The sequence below is a fragment of the Chitinophaga sp. genome (assembly GCF_036569185.1).
Taxonomy (GTDB): Bacteria; Bacteroidota; Bacteroidia; order Chitinophagales; family Chitinophagaceae; genus Chitinophaga.
In genome coordinates, this window is record NZ_DATCRD010000354.1 from 64199 (window position 1) to 87773 (window position 23575).

Here is a 23575-nt window from a genome sequence, read left to right on the forward strand (position 1 = left end):
CAGCTGTATGCCCTTATTAATTGTTATTGCGGCCATTCTTTTGCTGGTAATACTGGTGGCCTGGTGGCGTTTAAATACCTTCCTCTCTTTCCTTATTGTGTCTTTGCTGATGGGCCTGGCGTTACATATGAACGTGGCAGACATCACACAGTCTATTCAAACCGGTATTGGCAAAACACTGGGCTCCCTGATTGTAGTCATTGTTTTTGGCAGCATGTTGGGAAAGCTGGTGGCGGAAAGCGGGGCGGGGCAAAAGATTGCCGGTGGTTTGATGAACCTGTTCGGCCCAAAGTACGTACAATGGTCGCTGATGCTCACTGGATTTATAGTAGGCATCCCTTTATTTTATAACATCGGGTTTGTATTGATGGTGCCACTGATCTTTACAGTGGCGGCACGTACAAAATTGCCGGTGGTGTACCTGGGGATCCCGATGCTGGCATCTTTATCAGTTACACATGGGTATTTACCTCCGCATCCTTCTCCAACTGCATTGATACAACAGTTCCATGCAAATATGGGGCTTACTTTGTTATATGGCTTTATGGTGGCTGTTCCTGCCATCATCCTGGCAGGACCGGTATTTTCGCGGTTCCTGAAACACTATACCAATCCCCCCGGGCAAATGTTTGTGGCGCCTCCTATCCCGGAAGAGCAGTTACCGGGAATGTTTGTAAGTCTTTTTGCTGCATTGCTGCCGGTATTCCTGCTGGCAGTTACGGCTTTAATGAAATTATGGATACCGGAAGGAACCTTTCTTTTCAGGTTGGCCAACTGGCTGGGAGATCCTTTAATAGTGATGTTGCTGGCCGTGCTCAACGGCATGTATTTACTTGGATTAAGAAGAGGCATGCCTCCAAAAAAAGTAATGGGGGTAATGGATGATGCTGTGCGTGATGTGGCCGTTATTATCCTCGTAATAGGAGGCTCCGGTGCACTTACCCAATTACTGCATGATAGTAAGGTGAGCGCTTACATTGCGCTTACATTACAGAATATGCACCTGCACCCGTTGATACTTGCCTGGGGAATTGCCGCTATTATCAGGGTGTGTATTGGATCTGCAACGGTGGCCGGCCTCACCACAGCGGGAATTGTGGCGCCAATGATAGCTGCTTCCGGTGTAAATGCTAACCTGATGGTATTAGCCACCGGGGCTGGCAGCCTGATGTTTTCACATGTAAATGACGCCGGTTTCTGGATGTTCAAGGAATACTTTAACTTAACTGTAAAAGATACGATCAAAACCTGGTCAGTAATGGAAACTATTGTGTCGGTTACCGGATTGATAGGATGCCTGATCTTAAGCTTGTTTGTATAACTTCAAAGACTATACGTAATTTAAAAATTTCTGTATGGAATGGTATCAGCTTACAAATGCAGCGCAGGTTGATTCTCCCGCGATTGTTATTTATGAAGACAGGATAAAGGAGAATGTTTCATTGTTAAAAACAATGATAGATGATATACAACGTTTACGGATACACGTAAAAACGAGCAAGATCGCCGAGGTGGTACAGCTGATCATGGAAGCAGGGATTACAAAATTCAAATTTGCCACTATTGCTGAAGGAGAGATGCTGGGGATGGTTAATGCAAAGGATGCATTAATGGCTTACCAGCCGGTAGGACCGAAGATAGTGCGTTTACTGGAGCTGGTACAAAAGTATCCGCAAACTGCGTTTTCATGCGTTACTGATAATACTGATGCCGCGTTGGCTATCAGCGAGGTTTTCTCTGCACAGGGCCACCGTTTGCCCGTGTACGTGGATCTGAATGTTGGTATGAACCGTACCGGTATCAAACCCGGGCAGGAAGCGCTGGAGCTGTATAAATACCTGGATACATTACCTGGGGTGGTACCGGTAGGGCTGCATGCTTACGACGGGCACCTGCATGATACGGACATGAGCATACGAAAAGAACGTTGTGATGCAGCCTATGCGCCCGTTGCCACGTTGGCCGGGGCTATTGTAAATAACGGATTTCCACCGCCAGACATTGTTGCAGGCGGTACGCCTACTTTCCCGGTGCATGCTGCAAGGAAAGGTGTTACCTGTAGCCCTGGTACTTTTGTTTTCTGGGATGCAGGGTACGCGGCCAACCTGCCGGAGCAGTCTTTTAAATGGGCCGCACTGGTGATCAGTCGTGTGATTTCAGTGATTGATGGTCAGCACATCTGTAGTGATCTTGGCCATAAATCGGTGGCAGCGGAGAACCCGCAGCCACGGGTGCAATTCCTGAATGCGCCGGAAGCGGTGCCTGTATCGCAAAGTGAAGAGCACCTGGTATTGAAAGTGGAGAATGCTTCTTTATACCCGGTTGGCACTGTGTTGTATGGGGTACCAAAGCATATTTGTCCCACGGTGGCATTGTATGAAAAAGCCTATGTGGCTACACATAATGCGGTAACGGCTAACTGGCGTATAATAGCGCGCGACAGGCAGATTATCATTTAATAAAGCGTATGTATCAAAAATAGATGAAAGCGCCGAGCTTTGTTTAAACGGGGGCCAACCTTCATCAGGTACCCGAATAAAGGAAGAGGCTATCTCAAAAGTAGTTTGAAGGTGCTGATAATGCCATACCGAAAATTCTCTCCATCAGGTGCCCGAATAAAAGAAGGGTGAATCAGACTTTTGATACACCCTTCTTTTGTTTAGTAGTATAATTGCGATAAAACATTGGTATCATCAAAAGTTTTGGGCTTCAATCCCAGGAACTCCGTGTATTGTGAAAGGGTGAGCAGTGGCTTCAGTTTCGCATGTAATCCATTCTGCATACTGTTCATCTTGGTCGTATATGCTTTCAGGTTGCTTTGCTGTAAGGGTTGGATATTGACTTTTTGCCGCAGGTAATTGGTCACAATATTGAGTAGCCGTGGCTTCTGCGCATCCGTAAGCATCAGCGATTTATCCAGTTTACTGACAATAGAGCTGGCAGTGCCTTCTATATTCATGGTGGGCGCCTGAAATACCGGAGTGATGGATGAAGGCGCAGCAAAAGCCGTATAGCAACAAGCCAGTGCCATTAATAAACCAGCGGTGAACAGTTTTTTCATGAGGCGTGGATTTGATGTTGTTGATCTCTCTCTAAATATACTGAATACTGTTATTGCATCACCATTTTTACATAGCGTATTTGTGTATTTCCTTCCTCATCAATGGTAATGTATTCAGACAAAACGGTTTTGTTGTTGATCCAGTGCACAAGGCCCGGGCCCCAGTCGTCAATACCGGCTTCTCCCACCGCTTTTATATCGTTGCCGTTTACTGAAAAGAGTTGAAATCCATTCGGGTCAAAGGCGGCTACCAGGTCCATTGATGCAGTGAGGATATATTTTTTGTCCGGCGAAATTGCGGGAGCCGACCAGGTTACCTGTGAATCGCCATTCATAACATTCACCAGTTCGAAGGCGCTGCCCTCATAGTAGGAAACAAAAAAGCCTTTTCTTTTAATAGTGGGATAGTTGCCGGCATAGGTATAGCCTATATAATCCTCTCCATCACTGTTATTATTGGCCATGATCCTTTGTTTTCCATTTTCCAGGCGGATGGTCAGTTTATTGCCTTCTCTTTTTACAAGCGTATCTTTTGCCAGCACATCTGTTTCGTTGGAATCGACGGGCGCCGGCGGAAATTTGTCGAAATCTGCTTTTTCAATAAAGTAAACGAAGAAGGTTTTATTACCCAGCTGAACGGTATCGTCAGGAGTATTATTAATGGCGGGAGGTGTGGAATCGTTGGCAGCGGTGCTGGCTTTGTCTGCTGTTTTGCTTTTGCAGCTCAATATCATTATTGCGCATGCACTCAGCAGAAACCATAACTTATTCATCATCTTTTTCTTGCGTTTGAGTATACAAATGTAAGTAATTAGAATTTCGGAAGAGGCTCAGCCGGAGAGTCTTTCTCCGTCTGCTTTTGTTAACGTGAAAAAGAAAAGATACCCGGTAAGCGCGCCGCTTAGAAAACCAGCCAGGTGCGCGGCATTATCCACACCTTGTGAAACTGCAGCCGCAATTACATTCAGCGCTATAAACAAGCCGATATAAGCCAGGAATGCCTTCCGCATTTCGGCAGGGAAGAGGGAAGTGGTTAGCAGCGCCAGGAATACGCCGTAAATACCAAAAATAGCTCCCGAAGCTCCCACACCTACTGCGCTTTTATGATACCAGATGCTGACATAGTCGGATATTAATCCTGTGACCACATAGGCCAGGCCATAACGGAAACCACGTAATACCGGTTCAAGGAATATGCCGCCGATAAAAAGCCCCAGCATATTTGTGAAAAGATGTGCCAGCCCCGCATGAAGGAACATACTGGTGAATAGTCGCCAATACTGATGTTGCCCGATGGTAAGTGGCCAGTAATTGGCCCCGGCATGCAGCAGATGTGTGCCATCGCCCCACCATATATTCATTCCTGTTAGTGTAGTGTAAAAAAACACCAGTGCGTTTATGCCGATCAACACCAGCGTAACCGGCATCGCCTTTAATCGGTCAGTGATTTTCATCTCCTAAAAGTTAATGAAAAAACACCAATTGCGCGTTATTCGTATTGATATTGAAGTGCAAAATGGTTATCGCTTCCCAGCCTGGTGAACCCTTCGCTGTGTAAATGTACCCATGCGCCTGCCGGGTACTGTCGGCCGCCGTTGTAATAGTAGGCATACTGAACAGTGGTGGAGCGCTCGTATTCCAGCAAATGTTCCTTGCAGCGGGCTTTTTCTTTTTCGGTAATTTTTACAAGAAAAGGATTGTGGGTATTCAGGTGCAAAAAGGCGTTTGATAAGTCGCCCTGTGGGGAGGGATTTACTGCTGGCGCTACTGCATGACTGAGCAGCAACTGGTTTACCAGGGGGTGTAATGGATTAATTGAATCTTCGCATTCGTACTTCGTGGTTCTTAAGGTGATCAGGGTATCTGCTTTTTTACCGGCGAAATTATCTATGCTGATGTCTTTTCTGACAGGATGGTCCGAATCATAATTCCAGCTTACCGCCTGGGTGGAATCGGAATATTTCATGGCAGCGGGCACGCCGTTCTTCCAGCGTATATCCGCTATGCGAAGCAGGCGTTCCCGGGCGTCAAAATACTGTACGGTGGCAATATTGCCATCATTATCCCAGGATGTTACCCTGGCACGCTCTTTTATTTCAGTGATATTATTTTCCCGGTTGGATAACACCATCCCGGTAATCCTGTGGGAACGATCATAGGAGAAGGTGCTGATACTGGTATCATCCTGTTGCCGGTGGTAAACCAGTTCGGCGAGGTTGCCCTGCTGGTCGTACCGGAAGGTATACTGCGGGATAACGTCACCCTGGATACTGATTGCAGTGAGCCGGGGTAGCCCCGGGCGATGATTTCTTGTACTGCAGGCCGAGGCAGTAACAAGGATAATAAAGGAATAAATTACAATTTTCATACTCATGGCGGAATATGATATGAAAATACTAATAAGATTTGAATTTTTCGCGGTAGACCTACTCTGCCAACAACTCTGTTGCCATTCGTTAATAGAATCCAAATGAAATCATTATGATATAAAAAAATCCCCGGCTGATTTAGCCAGGGATTTTCTTTTTTCCAACAGGTTGGAATATTACTCAGCAACCACTTCAAATTCCAGTTCGGTTTCGTTGCCTTTACCGAAATCGAGGCGTGCTTTGTATGTACCCAGTTCTTTTACATCATCCAGGATGTGGATGCGGCGACGGTCAATTTCATAACCTTTCTGCTCTTTAATTGCACGGGCAATCTGAACACCGGTCACGCTACCGAAGATCTTACCGGAAGTACCGGTTTTAGCGCCAATTTTTACAGGAGAAGCTTTCAGCACTTCAACTACTTTCGCAATTTCAGCCAGCAGTTTCTCTTCTTTCACTTTTTGCACTTTCAGGCGTTCCTGCAGTTGCTTCATGTTAGAAGGACTCGCTTCTACCGCAAATTTCTGGGGAATCAGGAAGTTCCTGGCGTAACCATTTTTTACGTTAACCAGTTCATTCTTCTGACCCAGGTTATCTACGTCTTGTATTAAGATAATTTGCATAACTTCTTACTTTAAAAGGTCAGTAACATAAGGCAATAAAGCCATTTGACGAGCTTTCTTAATAGCCTGGGCTACTTTACGCTGAAATTTCAGGGAGTTACCCGTAATACGACGTGGCAACATCTTGCCCTGGTCGTTCAAAAATTTCTTCAAAAACTCCGCGTCTTTGTAATCTACGTACTTGATGCCCAACTTCTTGAAACGGCAGTATTTTTTCTGACGTTTCTCAGTTTTTACGGCTGTTAAGTACTTAATTTCTTGTTTAGGTTTAACTGCCATAATTTTAAGCTTCAGTGGTTTTAGATTCAGCATTCACCCCATGTCTTTTGCGACCGTTGTAAGCAACAGCGTGCTTGTCCAGTGCAGTAATCATGTGGCGTAATACATTTTCATCGCGATTCAGCTGGATTTTCAGCTTCTCATTGAGGTCGGATGGCGCACTGTATTCCAGAACAACATACATTCCTGTAGTCTTTTTCCGGATAGGATACGCCAGTGATCTTAATCCCCAGGGATTTTCGTGCGTGATTTCTCCGCCGTTATCTTTAATGATATCAGCGAACTTCTTTTGGGCGGCTTTGTAGTCGTCCTCAGAAAGCACAGGGGTAAAGATCACCATCAATTCGTAGTTCATAATTCCCTGTTTTAAATGGTTTAATTAAAAAATTAGGACCGCAAAGATACAGAACTATTCCTTATTTCCACACAGGAACGGCCGATTTCCCTAAATATCTTGCCTTTTATAGAGAGTAATGCGTAATCGATTGATAACCAAATGTAAGAAGCCGTCCCGCTTTCACAGAACGGCTTCTTTTTGCATGGTTTTTTCAAAAAAGCTTAACGGTTAATGAGAATCTTTGTTACCTGCACCTGCTCGCCCGACTGTATCCTCAGGAAATAGATACCGGATGGCAGCTGGTCAACGGCTATGGTTCGGTAGTTTCTGCCTTTTATCAGCGCAGTTCTGCCCTGGTAGCGAACCCTGCCCTGTATATCTATCAATGCCACACTGGCATCGCCGCTGCGGGGCCAGTCGAGCCAGTATTGCAACTGGTGCCCGAAGATGGACCATAACAACTTCAGCCAGCGATCTTTATCAGTAACCAGTACCATTTTAACCGGGCTGTACCTTACGGTGCTATCCAGGCTGGTTATTTTTAAACGGTAGGCAGAAAATCCGGGCCATGGCCGCTCATCATAGGAAATATAATCAGATCCTTCCGCACTGCTACCCCGTGCCATTACTGTATCCACCGGCTCATAAGTCCGGAGGTTCCGGGAACGCTCTACCACGAAATTATTGCTGTTGATCTCGTAAGGGGTATGCCAGCTAACCAGCACCTTGCCCCCGTCTGCCTTTGCATCAAAGTTTTCCACAGGTAACGGATTCGCTAAAATGCCCAGGTTATAGCGGCTCAATACCGGGTAGTGATCTGTGGTAGTGGTACCATAACTGCTCACCAGTCCGGCCACCTGGGTTTGTATGCGTGCAGATGCCGGCAAATACGCTACGCCCACTTCGTTGGAACTGATCACATTGTCTATCACAGATGCATAACTCACCGTGGAACGCTGCCCGGATAAACTTAATGGCAGCGTAAGTGGCCGGTAATTAATGCTGTCGCGGATAAAGTCGATATACGAAGTGGTGGTATCCGGCAATAATTCCGTAGTAATCGTTTTGGACAGATCATCATTAAAATCTCCCAGCATAATAATATTGCTATACGGGTATTGCAGATCCAGTGTATCTTTCAATTCCTTCAGCCCGTCTTTACGCCGGTTCCAGGAGGCAATCTTTTCCGGCTTTGTACCCGTATTGGCCTTGGCATGTAATAAAATAAACCGGATCCGGGCGGAATCATTACCCAGTTTCGCAGTGGCTTCCATTTCGTACGGGAACCGGCCGGACGACCAGTTATAATACGCGTTGCTGCTGCCGCCCCGTCTTAATATGCCATAGGTACTGATCTTGCGGATCACCGCAGTTTTATATACAAATGCCAGCTTCTGTGCCGCTACATAATCAACATCCGTGATGCTATCGGCATAAGAGCCGAAATCAGATAACACATAACTATACCCTGGTAACTGGCTTACCACCGCGCGGAAACGGGCAGTGTCCACCACTTCAGCCAATGCAAAAATATCGGCATCCAGCTTTTTAAGGATAGTGGTTACATTGGCCTGCTGTAAACTATCATTGGCCGGGTTCTGTACCGGGCTGCCAAACCATTCTATGTTCCAGTTAACCACTTTCAATGATCGCAGCGAAGTACCGCTAAGGGCAACAGAACGGCCGGAGAACCCGGTGGAATTAAATGTGAGGTTGCCGCTGTAAGCCTGGTCAACAGCAGTGGGCGCGAACTTTACCCATACTTCCTGCGGGCCTTCGGCTAATGTGGCGGCGGTGAAGATCACCTGGCTGCTGTAACTGCCGCTGCTGTCTGCCGATACTTTGAAACCTGCCGGGGCAGTGATCTTCAGATCCCCGGTAAAATCATTTGCCCAGAAGCCGATGCGTTGCGGGTCTGAAGTTTGCCCTGATTTCACATAATCAAAATCAATGGCGGCCGGACTGCTGTTCAGGCTTGGCGCCGGTGCAGCGGTGGTATCGGTAATACTGAAATCATCAATTGTCCATCGCGCGGCCTGCACAGTCGGTCCGGAAGTGTACACAAAGGCGATATAAACTGCAGATTGCTTGTAGGCGGCGAGATTAATGCCGGAAGACAAGGTCCATACATCACTGCCAGGCTCAGGAAACCGCCCGTTCAGTGTTGTCCAGGTAGCGTTGCGGGGATCGCCGCTGCCGGGGTAATTCGTGGAAACACGCAGGCTGAGCGCCGGCCCGGTAAACGCGGTACGGCTATAAAACTGCAGCAGCGGAAACTGCATCCCGGTAAGGTCGAACGCAGGAGATATCAGCCAGTCTTCATTTTCAACAGCGCCTCCGCTGTAACCGTTTATCTGTACACCATTGGTGTTTTGCTGTCCGAAATTGGTACAGCCCCAAAGCTGTGCACCAGTTGCACTGTATTGTGTAAAACCTCCGCTCAACTGGCTGCTACCTGTTGGCGTACAGTCGTTGAAGTTATAGCTCAGTTCCTGGTTCCCTGTAGTAAAATGCCATTGTGTGGTATCCGTGATTCCTGCAAAGTTGTTATCCGACAGATCCTTTACCACCCCGCTATCCAATGTGATATAATAGTGATGGTGGGGTTGCAGGATTTGTTTCAGCGTAAGCGTATTATTATTGATAATAACTGCGCTGCCGGTTACCGGGAAACTGTCTGTTAGCCCGTTGTTGCTGTTGTGCAACCTGATATACCCGTTGCCTGCTTTTATATTTTCGCTGAAAGTAATTTCGGGAGATGTAACAGGCGATACATCTGCGGCTGCATTAGCCGGTTCCAGGGAGCTGACTACCGGAGGAGTGGTGTCCCTGCCACTTCCCGTTGCGGCGATATTGTCAACCGCAAATCCCGGCCTGGCGCCTGCGCCGCTGATCTGGCGGTTCACCCAGCGTAGCTGTACTACCGCCTGGTTACTGCATTCCGGCGGCAGCGTTATCAGCATGTTCACCAGGTGTTGTGGTAAAGTAACACCGGAACCTGTCTGCTGGATTGTATCGTTCTGATAAGCAGTTTCACCAATATTGGTGAAGGCACCGGTAACGCCTATACGATATTGCACTACTACCTCATTAATTCTTGTATTGGAATTACCATCGTAAGGATTCCTGATGGTCATAACGTCGTAGCTTACACGCACATTTTGCTGACCGCTGGTACTAAGGGATAACACCAGTGAATTGTCGGCGCTACCGCTGTTTAAGAACCCCAGTTTGCCGGCATAGTTATAAACACCATTGGCGGTAGAGGAGGCACTGCCACTTATCAGCGGCTTATCCGAAGCAGGAGCCCCCGTATTAAAGCTGCCGGATGGGCTGCCGCTGAGCAACCATCCCTGCCATCCTGCCGGATATACGGTAGCAGACGACGGCAACGCGTCGAAATTCTGTTCATAAGGCAATGGCTGTGCCGTCGGATTGGTTTGGGCGCCTGCTCTACCGCAGAAAAGGGAAGCAATAAATAATAAAGAAAGTAGAGGTTTTTCCATAGTAATTTTTGAAAAATTGGGGAATCAGATTTCGGTGCAATAAATCTACTGAATAAACCGTTGCCCCGGGCTTTTTAAATATGATTATTTTGTTAATTTGAAAGAAAAGTGATATGGTGATTTTTTATATTCGTTTCCTGGCTGCCCTTTTTTCAGCACTTTCAACGGGGAATAGATAATCCCAGAGAATATTTCCCCCTGCCGGATTTAAATTCCAGGGTTTTACTTGTCATCTTGTCAGCCTAACTCCCACTGGCATACACTTTGAAAAAAATCTGAAAAAAATCAGATAATCAATGCAAAAAGGTGCAATACGTGTTCAGACAGAGAACATATTTCCGATTATAAAAAAGTTCCTGTATTCAGATCATGAAATTTTTATCCGCGAACTGGTAAGTAATGCCGTTGATGCTACCCAGAAATTGAAGACCCTGGCCAGTGTGGGAGAATTCAAAGGAGAACTGGGAGACGTTGCTATTGATGTAAGAGTAGATAAGGAAAAGAAAACCATTACTATAGCAGATCACGGTATCGGTATGACTGCAGAGGAAGTGGATAAATACATTAACCAGGTAGCTTTTTCAGGCGCAGAGGAATTTCTGAAAAAATATAAAGGACAGGAGAACGGCACTAATATTATCGGGCATTTTGGACTTGGATTTTATTCATCGTTTATGGTGAGCAGCCAGGTGGAAATCTTCTCAAAATCATGGAAGGAAGAAGCGCCTGCAGTACGTTGGGAATGTGATGGAAGCCCCGAATATGAACTGGAAGAAATCAGCAAGACCGACAGGGGAACCGAAATCGTAATGCACATCAATGAGGAAAGCGAAGAATTCCTGGAAGATGGACGTATCCGCACTATCCTCGAAAAGTTCTGTAAATTCCTGCCTGTTCCTGTTACCTTTGAAGGAACACAGATCAATAATACCACTCCGGCCTGGACAAAGAAACCAAGCGAATTAACTACGGAAGATTACCAGAATTTCTATAAAGAATTGTACCCGTTTGCGGAGCCTCCTTTATTCTGGATTCACCTGAACGTTGACTATCCGTTTAATCTCACCGGTATCCTCTATTTCCCGAAGATCAATAAGAGTTATGAAATGCAGAAAGATAAGATCAATCTGTATTCCAACCAGGTATATGTAACAGATGAAGTGAAGGACATTGTTCCGGAATTCCTGATGTTGCTGCATGGGGTGATCGATAGCCCGGATATCCCGCTGAACGTTAGCCGCAGTTACCTGCAGGGTGATCCCAATGTGAAAAAGATCAATGCGCATATCACAAAGAAAGTAGCAGATAAACTGGATGAAATATTCCGGAACGACCGGGCTTCCTTTGAAGAAAAATGGGACTCTATCGGACTGTTTGTGAAGTATGGTATGATGACCGACGATAAGTTCATGGAAAAGGCCAATAAGTTCCTTATCATGGAAGATGTGGACGGTGGTAAATTTTATACCCAGGAAGAATACCGCACTGCTACTGCAGCGCTGCAAACAAATAAGGAACAGAAACTGGTGATATTATATGCTACTAATCCCGTGCAGCAGGACAGCTATGTGCAGGCAGCAAAAAGTAAGGGTTTTAAAGTAGTGAAGATGGAAACGTTGGTGGATGCGGCATTCATCAACAACATGGAAATGAAATGGGAAAATATATCCTTTACCCGTGTAGATGCGGATATCGCTGATAACCTGATTGATAAAGAAGAAAATACCACTACTGTATTATCTGCCGAGCAGGAGAGTACCTTGAAAGAGCTGTTTGGTAACCAGGTAACACAGCCCAATATTAAGGTAGAAATGAAAGGGCTCAGTGCTGACGCGCAACCGGTAATTGTAACCCGTCCGGAACTGATGCGCCGTATGAAAGATATGGCAGCTATGGGCGGCGGCGGAATGAACTGGTACGCCAACATGCCCGATGAAATAAATATGACCATTAATGCAAACCACCCCGTTTACACACAAATTCTGAAAGAGGGCGATAATACATTGCAGCAGAAACAGATAAAGAACCTGGCGGATCTGGCATTGTTATCGCAGAACTTACTGACAGGTGCAGATCTCACGGCATTTGTGAACAGAAGCGTGGAATTAATGGGCGAAAAAAAGTAATAACGCTACACAATAAATAAATTGACAGTGTTTATTCTTTTTGGTTTTTATTTGCAGCAGGATCCCCTGCCTGAATAAAGAAACTGAAGGAAGAAAATATTGTAAAAACCTGTCCCCCGGCTTATGCCGGGGGACTTTTAGTTGGTAGTAGTTATATGAAAAAAAGAGCAATTAAAATTTTATGCCATGTCTTTGTGCTGAGTGCGCTCGCACTTTTTTCCTGTTCAAAAACTGAAACAGCTAATCCCGTGCAGCCACCGGGAGACACTGTACCGGTTAAACCTCCGCCGGCCGGCGACACTTTCCCTCTACAGCAAACAGGCATTACGGTGCAAAAAATAGACACTAAAGGTGGAAATATCAGCAATTATGTGCTCTATATCCCCGATGGTTATAATGAGAAGAAAGATTATAAATGGCCGATCGTAATTTTTCTTCATGGAGTAGGGGAGATGGGGAATAATATTGATGTGATAAAGCAGGTAGGGTTGGTAAAAGTAGCCACCGGGAAACCATTTGTGATTATAGCGCCACAATGCCTCAGCGGATGGTGGAACCCACAGTACCTGGATGTCCTGTATAAGGAAGTAGTTAATAAATATCATGTGGATCCTGCGAGGGTATATCTTACGGGGTTGAGTATGGGAGGTTATGGCACCTGGGACTGGAGCTCCGCACATCCTGAAAAATTTGCTGCTATTGTACCCATCAGCGGTGGAGGAGATATAAACCGGATGAAAAATCTGAAAACTATGCCTGTATGGGTTTTCCATTCAGCAGATGATCCTACTGTAAATGTGGAAAATTCACGCGTGCTGGTACAGCAGCTGAGAGCACTGGGGAATAATGTGCAGTATACAGAATATCCGAATGGCGGGCATGATGCCTGGACAAGGGCATACGCTAACCAGGATCTCTATACCTGGCTGCTAAAGCAGCATAAATAAAAGCCTTTCGTCAGTTATTTGAAGCGCTTCTGATATCAATCACTTTCAGCTGGAGGGAGGTTTGTCCGTTCCATTCATTTTCATCGAGGGTAAATACCATATCGAACGGTTTTTTTTCCGCCATTATGGGAAATTTTTCCGCCATATAAAAACCGATTCCCGACATAGTAGGACCATATCTTCCCTGTTTTACTGAAAATTTGATATGGTCATCTTTTACAATCTTCGAATAGCCGTTATCCACCAGGTTCCTGGCCAGAAAAACAGGGCGAAGGTTTTCTGGCCCCAGTGGTTCAAATTGCCGGAGAATATTATAAAATGCAGGGGTGATTTCCTGGAACTGGATTTCGGTATCAATTACTATTTCCGGCACCAGCTGATCCGGGTGAATGGTTCGTGCTACCACTTCTTCGAAGCGCTCCTGGAATGCCTTTACATTTTCGGTTTTAAGCGTCATTCCCGCCGCGTAAAAATGTCCTCCGTAATTTTCGAGGAGATCTTTACACTGGTGAATCGCCTCATATACATTGAAGCCCATTACAGAACGGGCGGATCCTGCCACTTTATCATTCGACTGGGTAAGGATAATGGTGGGGCGGTAGTAGTATTTATCGATCAACCGGGAAGCCACAATACCTACCACGCCTTTATGCCAGTGTGCCTGGTAAAGCACGGTTGATTTTCTGCGGGCGATGTCTGCATCATTTTGTAGCAGCACAATTGCTTCCTGGGTAATGGTGCTGTCGATTTCTTTCCTGTCGAAATTATCTGAATGAAGCACAGCTGCAATGGCAGCGGCTTTTTCCACATCATTTTCGATAAATAGATTAACTGCTTTCCGGGCATCGTCCATCCTACCGGCAGCGTTTACACGCGGGGCAATTACGAATACCAGGTTGGCGATGGTTAATTTTTCTTTCAGTGCGCTGAGGGTAATCAGTGCTTTAATGCCAGGCAGCGGGTCTTCATTTACTTTTATGAGACCATGAAAGGCCAGGATCCTGTTTTCGCCCGTCATTGGAACAATGTCGGCTGCAATACTGGTGGCAACCAGGTCCAGGAATTTATTGGCTTCCGACTGGGGAAGACCTCTTTTTTGCGCGAAAGCAGTAATCAGTTTGTAGCCAATCCCGCATCCGCTAAGTTCTTTATAAGGATAGGGGCAATCGTGCTGCTTTGGATTCAGGATGGCTACGGCAGGAGGTAATATCGCATCAGGCAGATGGTGATCACAGATGATAAAGTCGATGCCCCATTCCTTTGCCATGCTGATATGTTCCACTGATTTAATGCCGCAGTCGAGCGCAATGATCAGGCTGAAATCATTATCCCTGGCATATTCAATACCCTGCATGGAAATACCGTATCCTTCACGGTAACGGTGTGGAATATAAAATTCAATATTGGTGTAGAGTTTTTGTAGAAAGGCATATACAGTGGCAACAGCGGTAGTGCCATCTACATCGTAATCTCCATAGATCAATATTTTTTCATGCTGGAAAAAAGCCAGTTCAATTCTGGAGATGGCTTTATCCATATCTTTCATCTTCCAGGGATCATGAAGATCTTCCAGTGTAGGGCGGAAAAATTGCCGGGCAGCCTCATAGTTGGTTACATTGCGTTGCACCAGTAGCCGGCATAACAGCGGATGTATGCGTAATGATGACTGTAGTAACTGTTCCTGATTTGGTTGATATGCCTTTACTGTCCAGCGTTTTTGCATTATTATATTTTAAAGGCCTAAGCTTTACGCTTCTTCCGCATATTACATTATTTTTTATTCTTGCTAAAATGTTCTGTCGGTTGTAAATCGCACCAGGGATTCTAACCCGTTCCTGACGGCGTTTTCAGGGAATTTATTTAAGATGGCAAGGGCTTCATCCCGGTATTCAAACATTTTCTGCCTGGTATAGTCTATACCGCCGGATGCTTTTACCAGACGGATCACTTCTTCTACGCGGTCTTTTTCTGTATTGTGGTTTTTTACTATATTAATAATCTTTCTTCTTATTTCGGGGGAAGCGTGTTCCAGGGTATAGATCAGCGGGAGGGTCATTTTTTTCTCGCGGATGTCTATACCGGTCGGTTTCCCGATTTTAGCGGAGCCATAGTCGAACAGGTCATCTTTAATTTGGAAAGCGATGCCTACTTTTTCGCCGAAAAGGCGCATTTGTTCCGTGGTATGATCGTCGTTGCTGCTGCTCCATGCACCTGCAGCGCAGGCGGAGGCCAGTAATGAGGCTGTTTTGCGGCGGATGATCTCAAAGTAGATATCTTCCTTTATATTTAGTTTCCTGGTTTTTTCAATTTGCAACAGTTCACCTTCGCTCATTTCCTTTACTGCTTCCGATAATATCTGCAAAGTCCGGAAGTCATTGTTGTTGAGGGAGAGCAGCAGTCCCTTTGAAAGGAGGTAGTCACCTACCAGTACCGCAATTTTATTTTTCCAGAGGGCATTAATTGAAAAAAGGCCGCGGCGTTCGTTGGCGTCGTCCACCACATCATCGTGTACGAGCGTGGCAGTGTGAAGCAGTTCTACCAGTGCTGCTGCGCGGTAAGTGCTTTCCTGGATATTGTCACTGAAAAGTTTTGCGGATAATAAAACAAACATGGGCCTGATCTGCTTTCCCTTGCGTTTTACAATATAATGCATGATCCTGTCCAGTAATGGCACGTGACTTTTTACTGAATCTGCGAATTTGCTTTCAAAATCCTGTAATTCTTTACCTATCAGGTGTTTAATATCGTCCATGAATTAAATAAAAAGGATTGCTAAGCTAGCTTTTATAAATCATATTTTAACATTTTGGCCTCTAATTTGTATATGGAGTATAACATTCCTTTAACAGGAGTTAAGCAATACTTTAACAAGAGATATACATATCCTTAACTTAACTGGATTTAAGGTATATAAATACTTTCATTTAAGCTCTAATTTTGAAGGACTTATCAATGAAAATAATATTGCAAGAAAAATTTGTATATTCATTTATGATATTTACCTTTGCTAGGTAAAAAACGGGTTATTAGTAAATTTTTAACAGTTTTTAATAAAAAAAACAATTATGGCAAGCAAAAAGTACTTATTACTGGCAGGCGCTGTGGGTTTACTATCAGCATCTACTAGTTTTGCACAGGTTCAACCAACCGGCTACGATGCTCTGGATAGCACCAAAGTGTCTAGCAAGCGTATGGTACAACAAAATAACTTCACGAACCACCAATCAAATTTCCCGGCTAAACCGAGAGATATGTGGGAACTGGGTTTTAGCGGTGGTTTACACCTGATCAGTGGAACTATTCCTCCTCAACCAGGTTTTGGTGGCGGTATCTCCCTGAGAAAAGCACTGGGACATACTTTCTCCCTGAGAGCTGAGTACATCGGTTCTATCGATAAGGGTCAGGACTACAAACTGCGTCCTACACAGGCTGCTGGAGGTATCAACCCATGGGCTAAGACTGCAGCTTTAAATGGCGGTATGATCGTTCCTAACTACAAATCACAGAACCATCAGCTGTCTTTGGATGTGATCGCTTCCCTGAGCAACATCCTGTTCTACAGAGCAGAACCTAAAGTTAACTGGTATTTACTGGCTGGTTACTCTATCGTAATGGCTGATGTTGACGTTGATGCATTGGATGCAAACGGAAACGGTTATGACTATTCCAGCATTAACTTCGGTGCAAAACGCAGCGATATCAGAAAACAGATCAAAAATCTGAGAGATGATAAATATGAGCAAAATGCTCCTTCTCAGGGTAACAGGATTTCTATCGGTCGTAACGATGACAACCAGTTGCTCCGCCACGCTCTGGATGTAGGTACTGGCGTAGCGTTTAAAGTTTCTAAACGTTTCAACATTGGTATTGAAGAAAAGGTTACCATGCCTTTCGATGCATATCTTGATGGTTATGCTGGTCCTGGTGGTGCTTCCAAAGATTTCTATTCTTACACCAGCCTTCGTCTGAACTTCAACCTGGGTAACCCTGCTAAACGCGTACAGCCATTATGGTGGATCAACCCACTGGAATACGCTTACAGCGAGCTGAGCAACCCACGTCACATGAAGCTCCCAGCTCCGGTTCTGCCTGATGCTGATGGCGATGGCGTAACTGATCAGTTCGATCGCGAACCTAACACTCCAGCCGGCGCACCAGTTGATGTTCACGGTGTTGCTAAAGATACTGATGGTGATGGTGTTCCTGACTACAAAGACAAACAGCTGATCACTCCAACTTACTGCCAGCCAGTTGACGCTGATGGTGTTGGTAAATGCCCAGATCCTGAATGCTGCAAAAACCGTGTTGAACAATCTTGCTCTTCACTGGTTCTGCCTAGCGTTTCTTTCAAAGGCTCTTCTACCAAAATTGGTAACGATCAGGAAGCTATCCTGGCTTCTGTTGCAGCTACCCTGAAATCTAACCCTTCCTGCAACGTTCTGGTAACAGGTCACGCAGGTGCTAAGGGTAAGAAAGGTGGTGTTGACCTGAGCAGCCGTCGTGTTGATTCAGTAATCGACTACCTGGCCGACAAACAAGGTATCGACCGCGGTCGTTTCATCAAACAAAACACTCCTGGTGAGTCTGGCACTGTTGACTTAGCTCCTGCTAACTAATCAGTATCACTCATTAAGATGATAACTTAAAAAGTCCTCTCCCGTTCATTCGGGAGAGGATTTTTTTTTGAAGCAAACACTCCCCTGCGAAATATTGTTGGAGTGTCAATATTTACCCCTAATTTTGGAGGCTTTTTTAATAAACTTATTATTACGTGGGAATTAACATTAACAGGGTATCCCTGGCTGGACTGGTAGTAGCTCTTGGTATTATCTACGGCGATATCGGAACATCTCCACTTTATGTTTTCAAAGCCATCGTAGGAGGGAATCCCATCAGCGACCTGTTGGTGATAGGAGGTATTTCCTGTATCATCTGGACACTTACCCTGCAAACAACCGTTAAATACGTTATCCTTACCCTCCGGGCAGATAATAAAGGGGAAGGTGGCATTTTTTCACTCTATGCGCTCGTAAGGCGCCATGCCAGGTGGACTGTCATCTTCGGCATGATCGGTGGAGCCGCCCTGCTTGCCGATGGTATCATCACCCCGCCTATTACTGTTACATCCGCTATTGAAGGTCTCAGAACCCTGGAAGTCTTTAAAGACCTGGGGCAAATGACCATCGTTAAAATAGTGCTCACCATTATTACAGGGCTCTTTGTTATGCAACAGTTCGGTACCGTTTCCATCGGCCGTATGTTTGGCCCCATCATGGTACTATGGTTTTCCATGCTCGGAATACTCGGTATCTCGCATGTAGCGGATGATTTAAGCATTTTCAAAGCCTTTAGCCCCCATTATGCCATTGAACTCCTGACAACTTATCCTAAGGGATTCCTGATCCTCGGAGCCGTATTTCTTTGTACAACAGGGGCGGAAGCACTTTACTCCGACCTGGGACATTGCGGTAAAGGCAATATCCGGGTATCCTGGATCTTTGTTAAGTCTTGCCTTATACTGAACTACCTCGGACAAGGCGCCTGGTTACTGACACAAAAAGGACAAATCCTGCCAAAAGATCAGAACCCTTTCTTTACTATTATGCCAGAATGGTTCATCATTTTTGGTGTGTTAATCGCTACACTGGCCTCTGTAATTGCCAGCCAGGCACTCATATCAGGCTCTTTTACCCTTATTGCAGAAGCCATGCGACTTAACCTGTGGCCAAAAATGCGGGTAAATTATCCCACTGAAATGAGGGGCCAGTTATATATACCCGGCATCAATACCATGTTGTTTGTTGGCTGTGTTTCAATTGTACTCATCTTCCAGGAATCATCGAATATGGAGGCGGCATACGGATTATCCATTACTATTTGTATGCTCATGACCTCCTGTCTCTTTGCTTTCTATCTTTATACAAAACGGGTATGGGTAGGCTGGATCCTGCTATATCTCGTCGTTTATTTCACGATAGAATTCTCGTTCCTTTTCGCTAATGTGATTAAGTTCATGCATGGAGGTTATGTGACGGTAATAGTAGCCGGCGCACTTTTCCTGGTAATGATAGTGTGGTTCAAATCGCGCAAGATTAAAAACCGTTACGTGGAATTTGTGCGGCTGGAAGATTATCTCCCCATTATCCAGGAACTGAGCAATGATACCTCTATTCCCAAATATGCTACTCACCTGGTATATATGAGCAGTGCTGATAACCCGAAGGAAATAGAACATAAGATCATCTATTCTATTCTCAATAAAAAACCCAAAAGGGCAGATATATACTGGTTTGTACATGTGGATGTGGTGGATGAGCCTTACCTGAGCGAATACTCTGTACAAACAATTATTCCCAACGAAGTGATACGTGTGGAATTCCGCCTCGGTTTTAAAGTGGAGCAACGTATTAACCTTATGTTCAGAATGGTGGTGGAAGATATGGTACGCAATAAGGAAGTAAATATCACCAGCCGCTATGAATCATTGAGTAAGAATAATGTAGTAGGCGATTTCCAGTTCATTGTGATGGAGAAATTCCTGTCGCATGATAACGACCTGCCTTTATACGAAAGAATGGTGATGAAGATGTATTTCTTCCTGAAAAAGATCAGCTTGTCGGAAGAAAGGGGCTTCGGACTGGATTCCAGCTATGTAACCATTGAGAAGTACCCGCTGGTAGTGGCGCCGGTAACCAATCTTCAGTTGAAGCGGATTGTACATTAACTATAACTCTTTATCATGGAAAGCCGGGTCTTATGAAGATCCGGCTTTCCTTTTTTATATGACCAGTCGTCCTGATAAACGGAAAAAATCCACTTTTTTTATAGATATTGGGATTTCCTGATAACAGTGATGAATAACCCATCATGTTATTCTAATATCTGAAAACGCTAAAATTTAGTATGGTGAACAAATTTTTTGGCGTGCTGGTAATGCTGGCACTGCAACAAAACGTATGGGCGCAAACATCTCCTGCCGCTGGCTACAGGGACCTGCCCGATCCCAAACCCGTTAATAAAGCTTCCTGGGCAGCTGTTAATGACACCAGGCTTCACGTTGCATTCGGTACTGCAGATACCCGTTATGAAAAAAGAAATGCACCGGATAATAATGGACTAACGCCATCCTGGGAAACAAAAGCCTGGAAAGGTGAAAAGGTGCATACACAACTGGTGATATGGTCTGCTGCAGCACAACCTGAAGTAAGTATCCAGGCTTCTTCTCTGAAAGACAGCAAAGGCAATACCATTGCTTCTTCTGCCATAACCACCGGCTTTGTAAGATATGTGCTTACCGATGGTCTTAATAAAGATGGCAGCGGTTGCGGGCACCGTAACCCTAAAGATTTCGATTCATCACTGGTAGCAGATGGTATCGATATCATTAATAAAAGCACTATAGCAGCCAGTACTACCCAGCCCGTATGGCTAAGCATCCAGGTGCCGGCCAATACACCTGCTGGCACATACAAAGGCTCAGTGAGTGTGAAATCCGGTGCGGCAACGGTGAATATGCCGTTTGAGGTAACGGTACTGGAACATACACTGCCGGCGCCGAAAGACTGGCAATTCCACCTCGATTTGTGGCAAAGCCCGTATGCGATAGCACGTGTATATGGTGTGAAACCATGGAGCGATGCACATTTCAAAGCCATGAAACCCTATATAAAAATGCTGGCAGATGCGGGACAGAAAGTGATTACCACCACTATCATTTATGATCCCTGGAACAGTCAGACAGAGGACATCTATGGCACAATGGTGAAATGGACAAAAAAGAAAAATGGTAGCTGGACCTACGATTACAGCATTTTTGATAAATGGGTGCAGTTTATGATGGATCAGGGTATCCGGAAGGAAATCAACTGTTATAGCATGATTCCCTGGAACCTGAAATTCTATTATTACGATGAGGCTGCAGGAAAAGATACCTTCATTGTGGCGAAGCCAGGATCTGAAGAATATACAAAACATTGGCAGCCTATGTTGACTGATTTTGTAAAGCACCTGAAAGCAAAAGGATGGTACAATATTACTGCTATTGCGATGGACGAAAGACCTATGGAAGCAATGCTGGAAACCCTGAAAGTGATCCGCAGTGCAGATAAGGACTTTAAGTTGTCACTGGCAGGCAGTTATCATGAGCCGCTGGCCAATGAGATACATGATTACTGTATCGCGCTGAAAGAATCTTTCCCTGAAAACATTATGAAAGCACGTTTGGCGAAAGGGTTGCCCACTACTTTTTATACCTGTTGTACGGAAGGGTTTCCCAATACCTTTACATTTTCTCCTCCTGCAGAATCGGCTTTTATGGGCTGGCACGCGGCGAAGAGAGGATACAATGGTTATCTGCGCTGGGCCTTCAACTGCTGGGTAGCTGATCCGCTGCATGATTCCCGGTTCCGTACCTGGGCTGCGGGAGACACTTATCTTGTTTACCCGGGGCCAAGATCGTCCATTCGTTATGAGCGACTGATTGAAGGTATACAGGACTATGAAAAGATAAGGATCCTGCGGGAAGGATATGGGAAAAGCGGCAATGCCGCGGCATTAAATAAACTCAATGATCTCGTAAAACCTTTCGAGGAAGAAACGCTGAAAACTACGCCTGCGGCGGATGTCCTGAAAGTGGCCAAACAGGGATTAAACGAATTATAACAGGTTTGACCCATCAAAAAAAAATCCTCCGGGGAACCGGAGGATTTTTTTTAACACAACTAAAAAACAATCAAATGTGTTCATCAATCGGGCTTTTTCCCATCTAAAAAGGTATTGATCGTATTAATTTCTGTATGATTATTAGGTCCCTGGTCACCACTCACTGTATAGTTGGAGTAGAAGTGCTCAGCAGAACCGGCGCCATTATCCAGGTTCACATTCCTGCGCAGGTAAGCCGGTACATTTTCCAATTCCGCATTATTGTCCATGTTTTTCACATTGAAACTGATGCTGCGTAATTTGGCAACTCTTTCCGCTTGTTTACGTTTTTGTTCTTCCAGGTCTTCATAAGCCTGCTGCATAGGCACTTCCGGAGGAGCAGGCGGTATATTTGCGGCATTTTCTTCTTCCTCTTTGTACACCATTTTCATTTCAGGTGCAGGGGTGCCTGGTTCCACATAAATGTGTGAAGGCCTGTTTAAATAACCTCCTGCTGCATTACCCGGTTGTGGCTGAATAATGTTTACACCCGGTTGTTGTGTATGCGCATGTGGCGCTTGTTGTACAGGTTGTTGCTGTATTGGCTGCTGCTGAACAGGTTGCTGCATCTGCTGCATTTGTTGTTGTACCTGTTGCGGGTCAGGCTGTTGTGGCTGCGCAGGTGGTACCTGCTGTATATTCAGCACATAGTTCTGACGTGCAGGGGCAATAGGCGCCTGTTGTTGCGGCTGTGGCGGTGTATAAGCCATTACAGGCTCAGGATGGTTCACTACAGGCTCCATCAGGCGGGGAGCCATCAGGTCCTGTGGTTCCTGGAATAAAGTACCCTGTGCCTGTTGAACGCTCATCTTTTTTTCATCACCGTCTTTGCCTAACTGCATTACAATTTTAGGCTCTGTGCGCTCGGTATTGGCAGGGGTAATTTTTTGCTGTGTAATGGGTTTTTGTTCAAAACCGGTAGCAATGATGGTTACGCCCAGTTGTCTGTCAAGCGTTTGGTCGTAGCCCACACCGAGGATCACATCGCAATCTTCACCAGCCTGGCTTTGTACATATGCCTGGATGATATCCATTTCATCGAGGGTGTGTTCAAATTCACCTTCGGAAGAAGAGATATTGATAAGGATCCATTTGGCGCCGCGTATATCGTTGTCGTTCAGCAGCGGGGAAGTCAATGCATCTTCAATAGCCCTTTGCGCGCGGTTTTCGCCTTCTGCCAGTGCAGCGCCGAGGATAGCCACGCCACCGTTACGCATAACGGTGCAAACGTCGGCAAAGTCCACGTTGATCTGACCGGTGGAGTTGATTACATCGGTAATACATTTAGCGGCGGTAGCCAGTACGTTGTCCGCTTTTTCGAAAGCGGCCTTAAACTTCAGGTCACCGAATTTCTGTCTTAATTTATCGTTGGAGATGATCAGCAGGGTATCCACATACTCTTTCAGGCGTTGCACACCTTCATCAGCCTGCAGCATTCTCTTTTTTCCTTCGTAAGAAAACGGGGTGGTAACAATACCAACGGTCAGAATACCCAGTTCCTTGCATATCCGCGCGATGATAGGAGCGCCACCGGTACCGGTGCCACCGCCCATACCGGCAGTGATGAAGGCCATTTTGGTATTCACCTCCAGTATTTTTTTGATTTCTTCAAAGGATTCTTCTGTTG

18 protein-coding genes are annotated in these 23575 nt (G+C 45.4%); 7 read left to right on the forward strand and 11 right to left on the reverse strand.

Annotated features, from left to right (window positions below):
* Positions 1-7 precede the first annotated feature (7 nt).
* Entirely contained in the window at positions 8-1321 is a 1314-nt protein-coding gene (locus VIM72_RS27130; protein WP_332005947.1) for a gluconate:H+ symporter, read from the forward strand.
* Positions 1322-1355: 34 nt separating this feature from the next.
* Positions 1356-2459 (forward strand): D-TA family PLP-dependent enzyme, encoded by a 1104-nt coding sequence (locus VIM72_RS27135; RefSeq protein ID WP_332005948.1) that lies wholly within the window; start codon positions 1356-1358, stop codon positions 2457-2459.
* 200 nt (positions 2460-2659) lie between these two features.
* Here the strand turns inward: VIM72_RS27135 and VIM72_RS27140 are convergent, their stop codons facing one another.
* The 8 genes from VIM72_RS27140 to VIM72_RS27175 form a co-directional block, all read right to left on the reverse strand.
* Complete coding sequence (locus tag VIM72_RS27140) at positions 2660-3061, reverse strand: hypothetical protein (protein ID WP_332005949.1); 402 nt, start codon at positions 3059-3061, stop codon at positions 2660-2662.
* A 50-nt stretch (positions 3062-3111) separates the two neighbouring features.
* Positions 3112-3837 carry a hypothetical protein gene (locus VIM72_RS27145; protein WP_332005950.1) on the reverse strand — a complete coding sequence of 242 codons (726 nt, stop codon included), beginning with the start codon at positions 3835-3837 and terminating at the stop codon, positions 3112-3114.
* 54 nt (positions 3838-3891) lie between these two features.
* Complete coding sequence (locus VIM72_RS27150; RefSeq protein ID WP_332005951.1) at positions 3892-4515, reverse strand: rhomboid family intramembrane serine protease; 624 nt, start codon at positions 4513-4515, stop codon at positions 3892-3894.
* 35 nt (positions 4516-4550) lie between these two features.
* Complete coding sequence (locus VIM72_RS27155) at positions 4551-5429, reverse strand: hypothetical protein (protein WP_332005952.1); 879 nt, start codon at positions 5427-5429, stop codon at positions 4551-4553.
* Between the two features lie 177 nt (positions 5430-5606).
* Positions 5607-6053 carry a 50S ribosomal protein L9 gene (rplI, locus tag VIM72_RS27160; RefSeq protein ID WP_106527275.1) on the reverse strand — a complete coding sequence of 149 codons (447 nt, stop codon included), beginning with the start codon at positions 6051-6053 and terminating at the stop codon, positions 5607-5609.
* Positions 6054-6059: 6 nt separating this feature from the next.
* Entirely contained in the window at positions 6060-6332 is a 273-nt protein-coding gene (gene rpsR, locus VIM72_RS27165; protein ID WP_079470050.1) for a 30S ribosomal protein S18, read from the reverse strand.
* Positions 6333-6336: 4 nt separating this feature from the next.
* A complete protein-coding gene (gene rpsF, locus VIM72_RS27170; protein WP_332005953.1) occupies positions 6337-6687 on the reverse strand; it encodes a 30S ribosomal protein S6 in 351 nt (116 codons plus the stop codon).
* Positions 6688-6890: 203 nt separating this feature from the next.
* The gene (locus VIM72_RS27175) at positions 6891-10175 is read right to left on the reverse strand and encodes an Ig-like domain-containing protein (RefSeq protein ID WP_332005954.1); all 3285 of its coding nucleotides are present in this window, start codon (positions 10173-10175) and stop codon (positions 6891-6893) included.
* 296 nt (positions 10176-10471) lie between these two features.
* Between VIM72_RS27175 and htpG the strand changes: the two genes are divergently transcribed.
* Positions 10472-12301 (forward strand): molecular chaperone HtpG, encoded by a 1830-nt coding sequence (gene htpG / locus VIM72_RS27180; protein WP_332005955.1) that lies wholly within the window; start codon positions 10472-10474, stop codon positions 12299-12301.
* Between the two features lie 155 nt (positions 12302-12456).
* Entirely contained in the window at positions 12457-13248 is a 792-nt protein-coding gene (locus tag VIM72_RS27185) for a prolyl oligopeptidase family serine peptidase (RefSeq protein ID WP_332005956.1), read from the forward strand.
* Between the two features lie 10 nt (positions 13249-13258).
* On the opposite strand, the gene recJ is transcribed toward VIM72_RS27185, so the two are convergent.
* The gene (recJ, locus tag VIM72_RS27190; protein ID WP_332005957.1) at positions 13259-14971 is read right to left on the reverse strand and encodes a single-stranded-DNA-specific exonuclease RecJ; all 1713 of its coding nucleotides are present in this window, start codon (positions 14969-14971) and stop codon (positions 13259-13261) included.
* A gap of 63 nt (positions 14972-15034) precedes the next feature.
* The gene (locus tag VIM72_RS27195; protein ID WP_332005958.1) at positions 15035-16000 is read right to left on the reverse strand and encodes a polyprenyl synthetase family protein; all 966 of its coding nucleotides are present in this window, start codon (positions 15998-16000) and stop codon (positions 15035-15037) included.
* 313 nt (positions 16001-16313) lie between these two features.
* Here VIM72_RS27195 and VIM72_RS27200 point away from each other — a divergent pair, with 313 nt between their 5' ends.
* The 3 genes from VIM72_RS27200 (at position 16314) to VIM72_RS27210 (ending at position 21909) form a co-directional block, all read left to right on the forward strand.
* Complete coding sequence (locus VIM72_RS27200) at positions 16314-17864, forward strand: OmpA family protein (protein ID WP_332005959.1); 1551 nt, start codon at positions 16314-16316, stop codon at positions 17862-17864.
* A 155-nt stretch (positions 17865-18019) separates the two neighbouring features.
* Positions 18020-19972, forward strand: coding sequence for a KUP/HAK/KT family potassium transporter (locus VIM72_RS27205; protein WP_332005960.1), 1953 nt, complete (start codon positions 18020-18022; stop codon positions 19970-19972).
* 179 nt (positions 19973-20151) lie between these two features.
* On the forward strand, positions 20152-21909 hold the full coding sequence (locus tag VIM72_RS27210; protein WP_332005961.1) for a DUF4091 domain-containing protein: 1758 nt from the start codon (positions 20152-20154) through the stop codon (positions 21907-21909).
* 83 nt (positions 21910-21992) lie between these two features.
* On the opposite strand, the gene VIM72_RS27215 is transcribed toward VIM72_RS27210, so the two are convergent.
* On the reverse strand, positions 21993-23575 hold a 1583-nt coding region (locus tag VIM72_RS27215), incomplete at its 5' end, for a cell division protein FtsZ (RefSeq protein ID WP_332005962.1).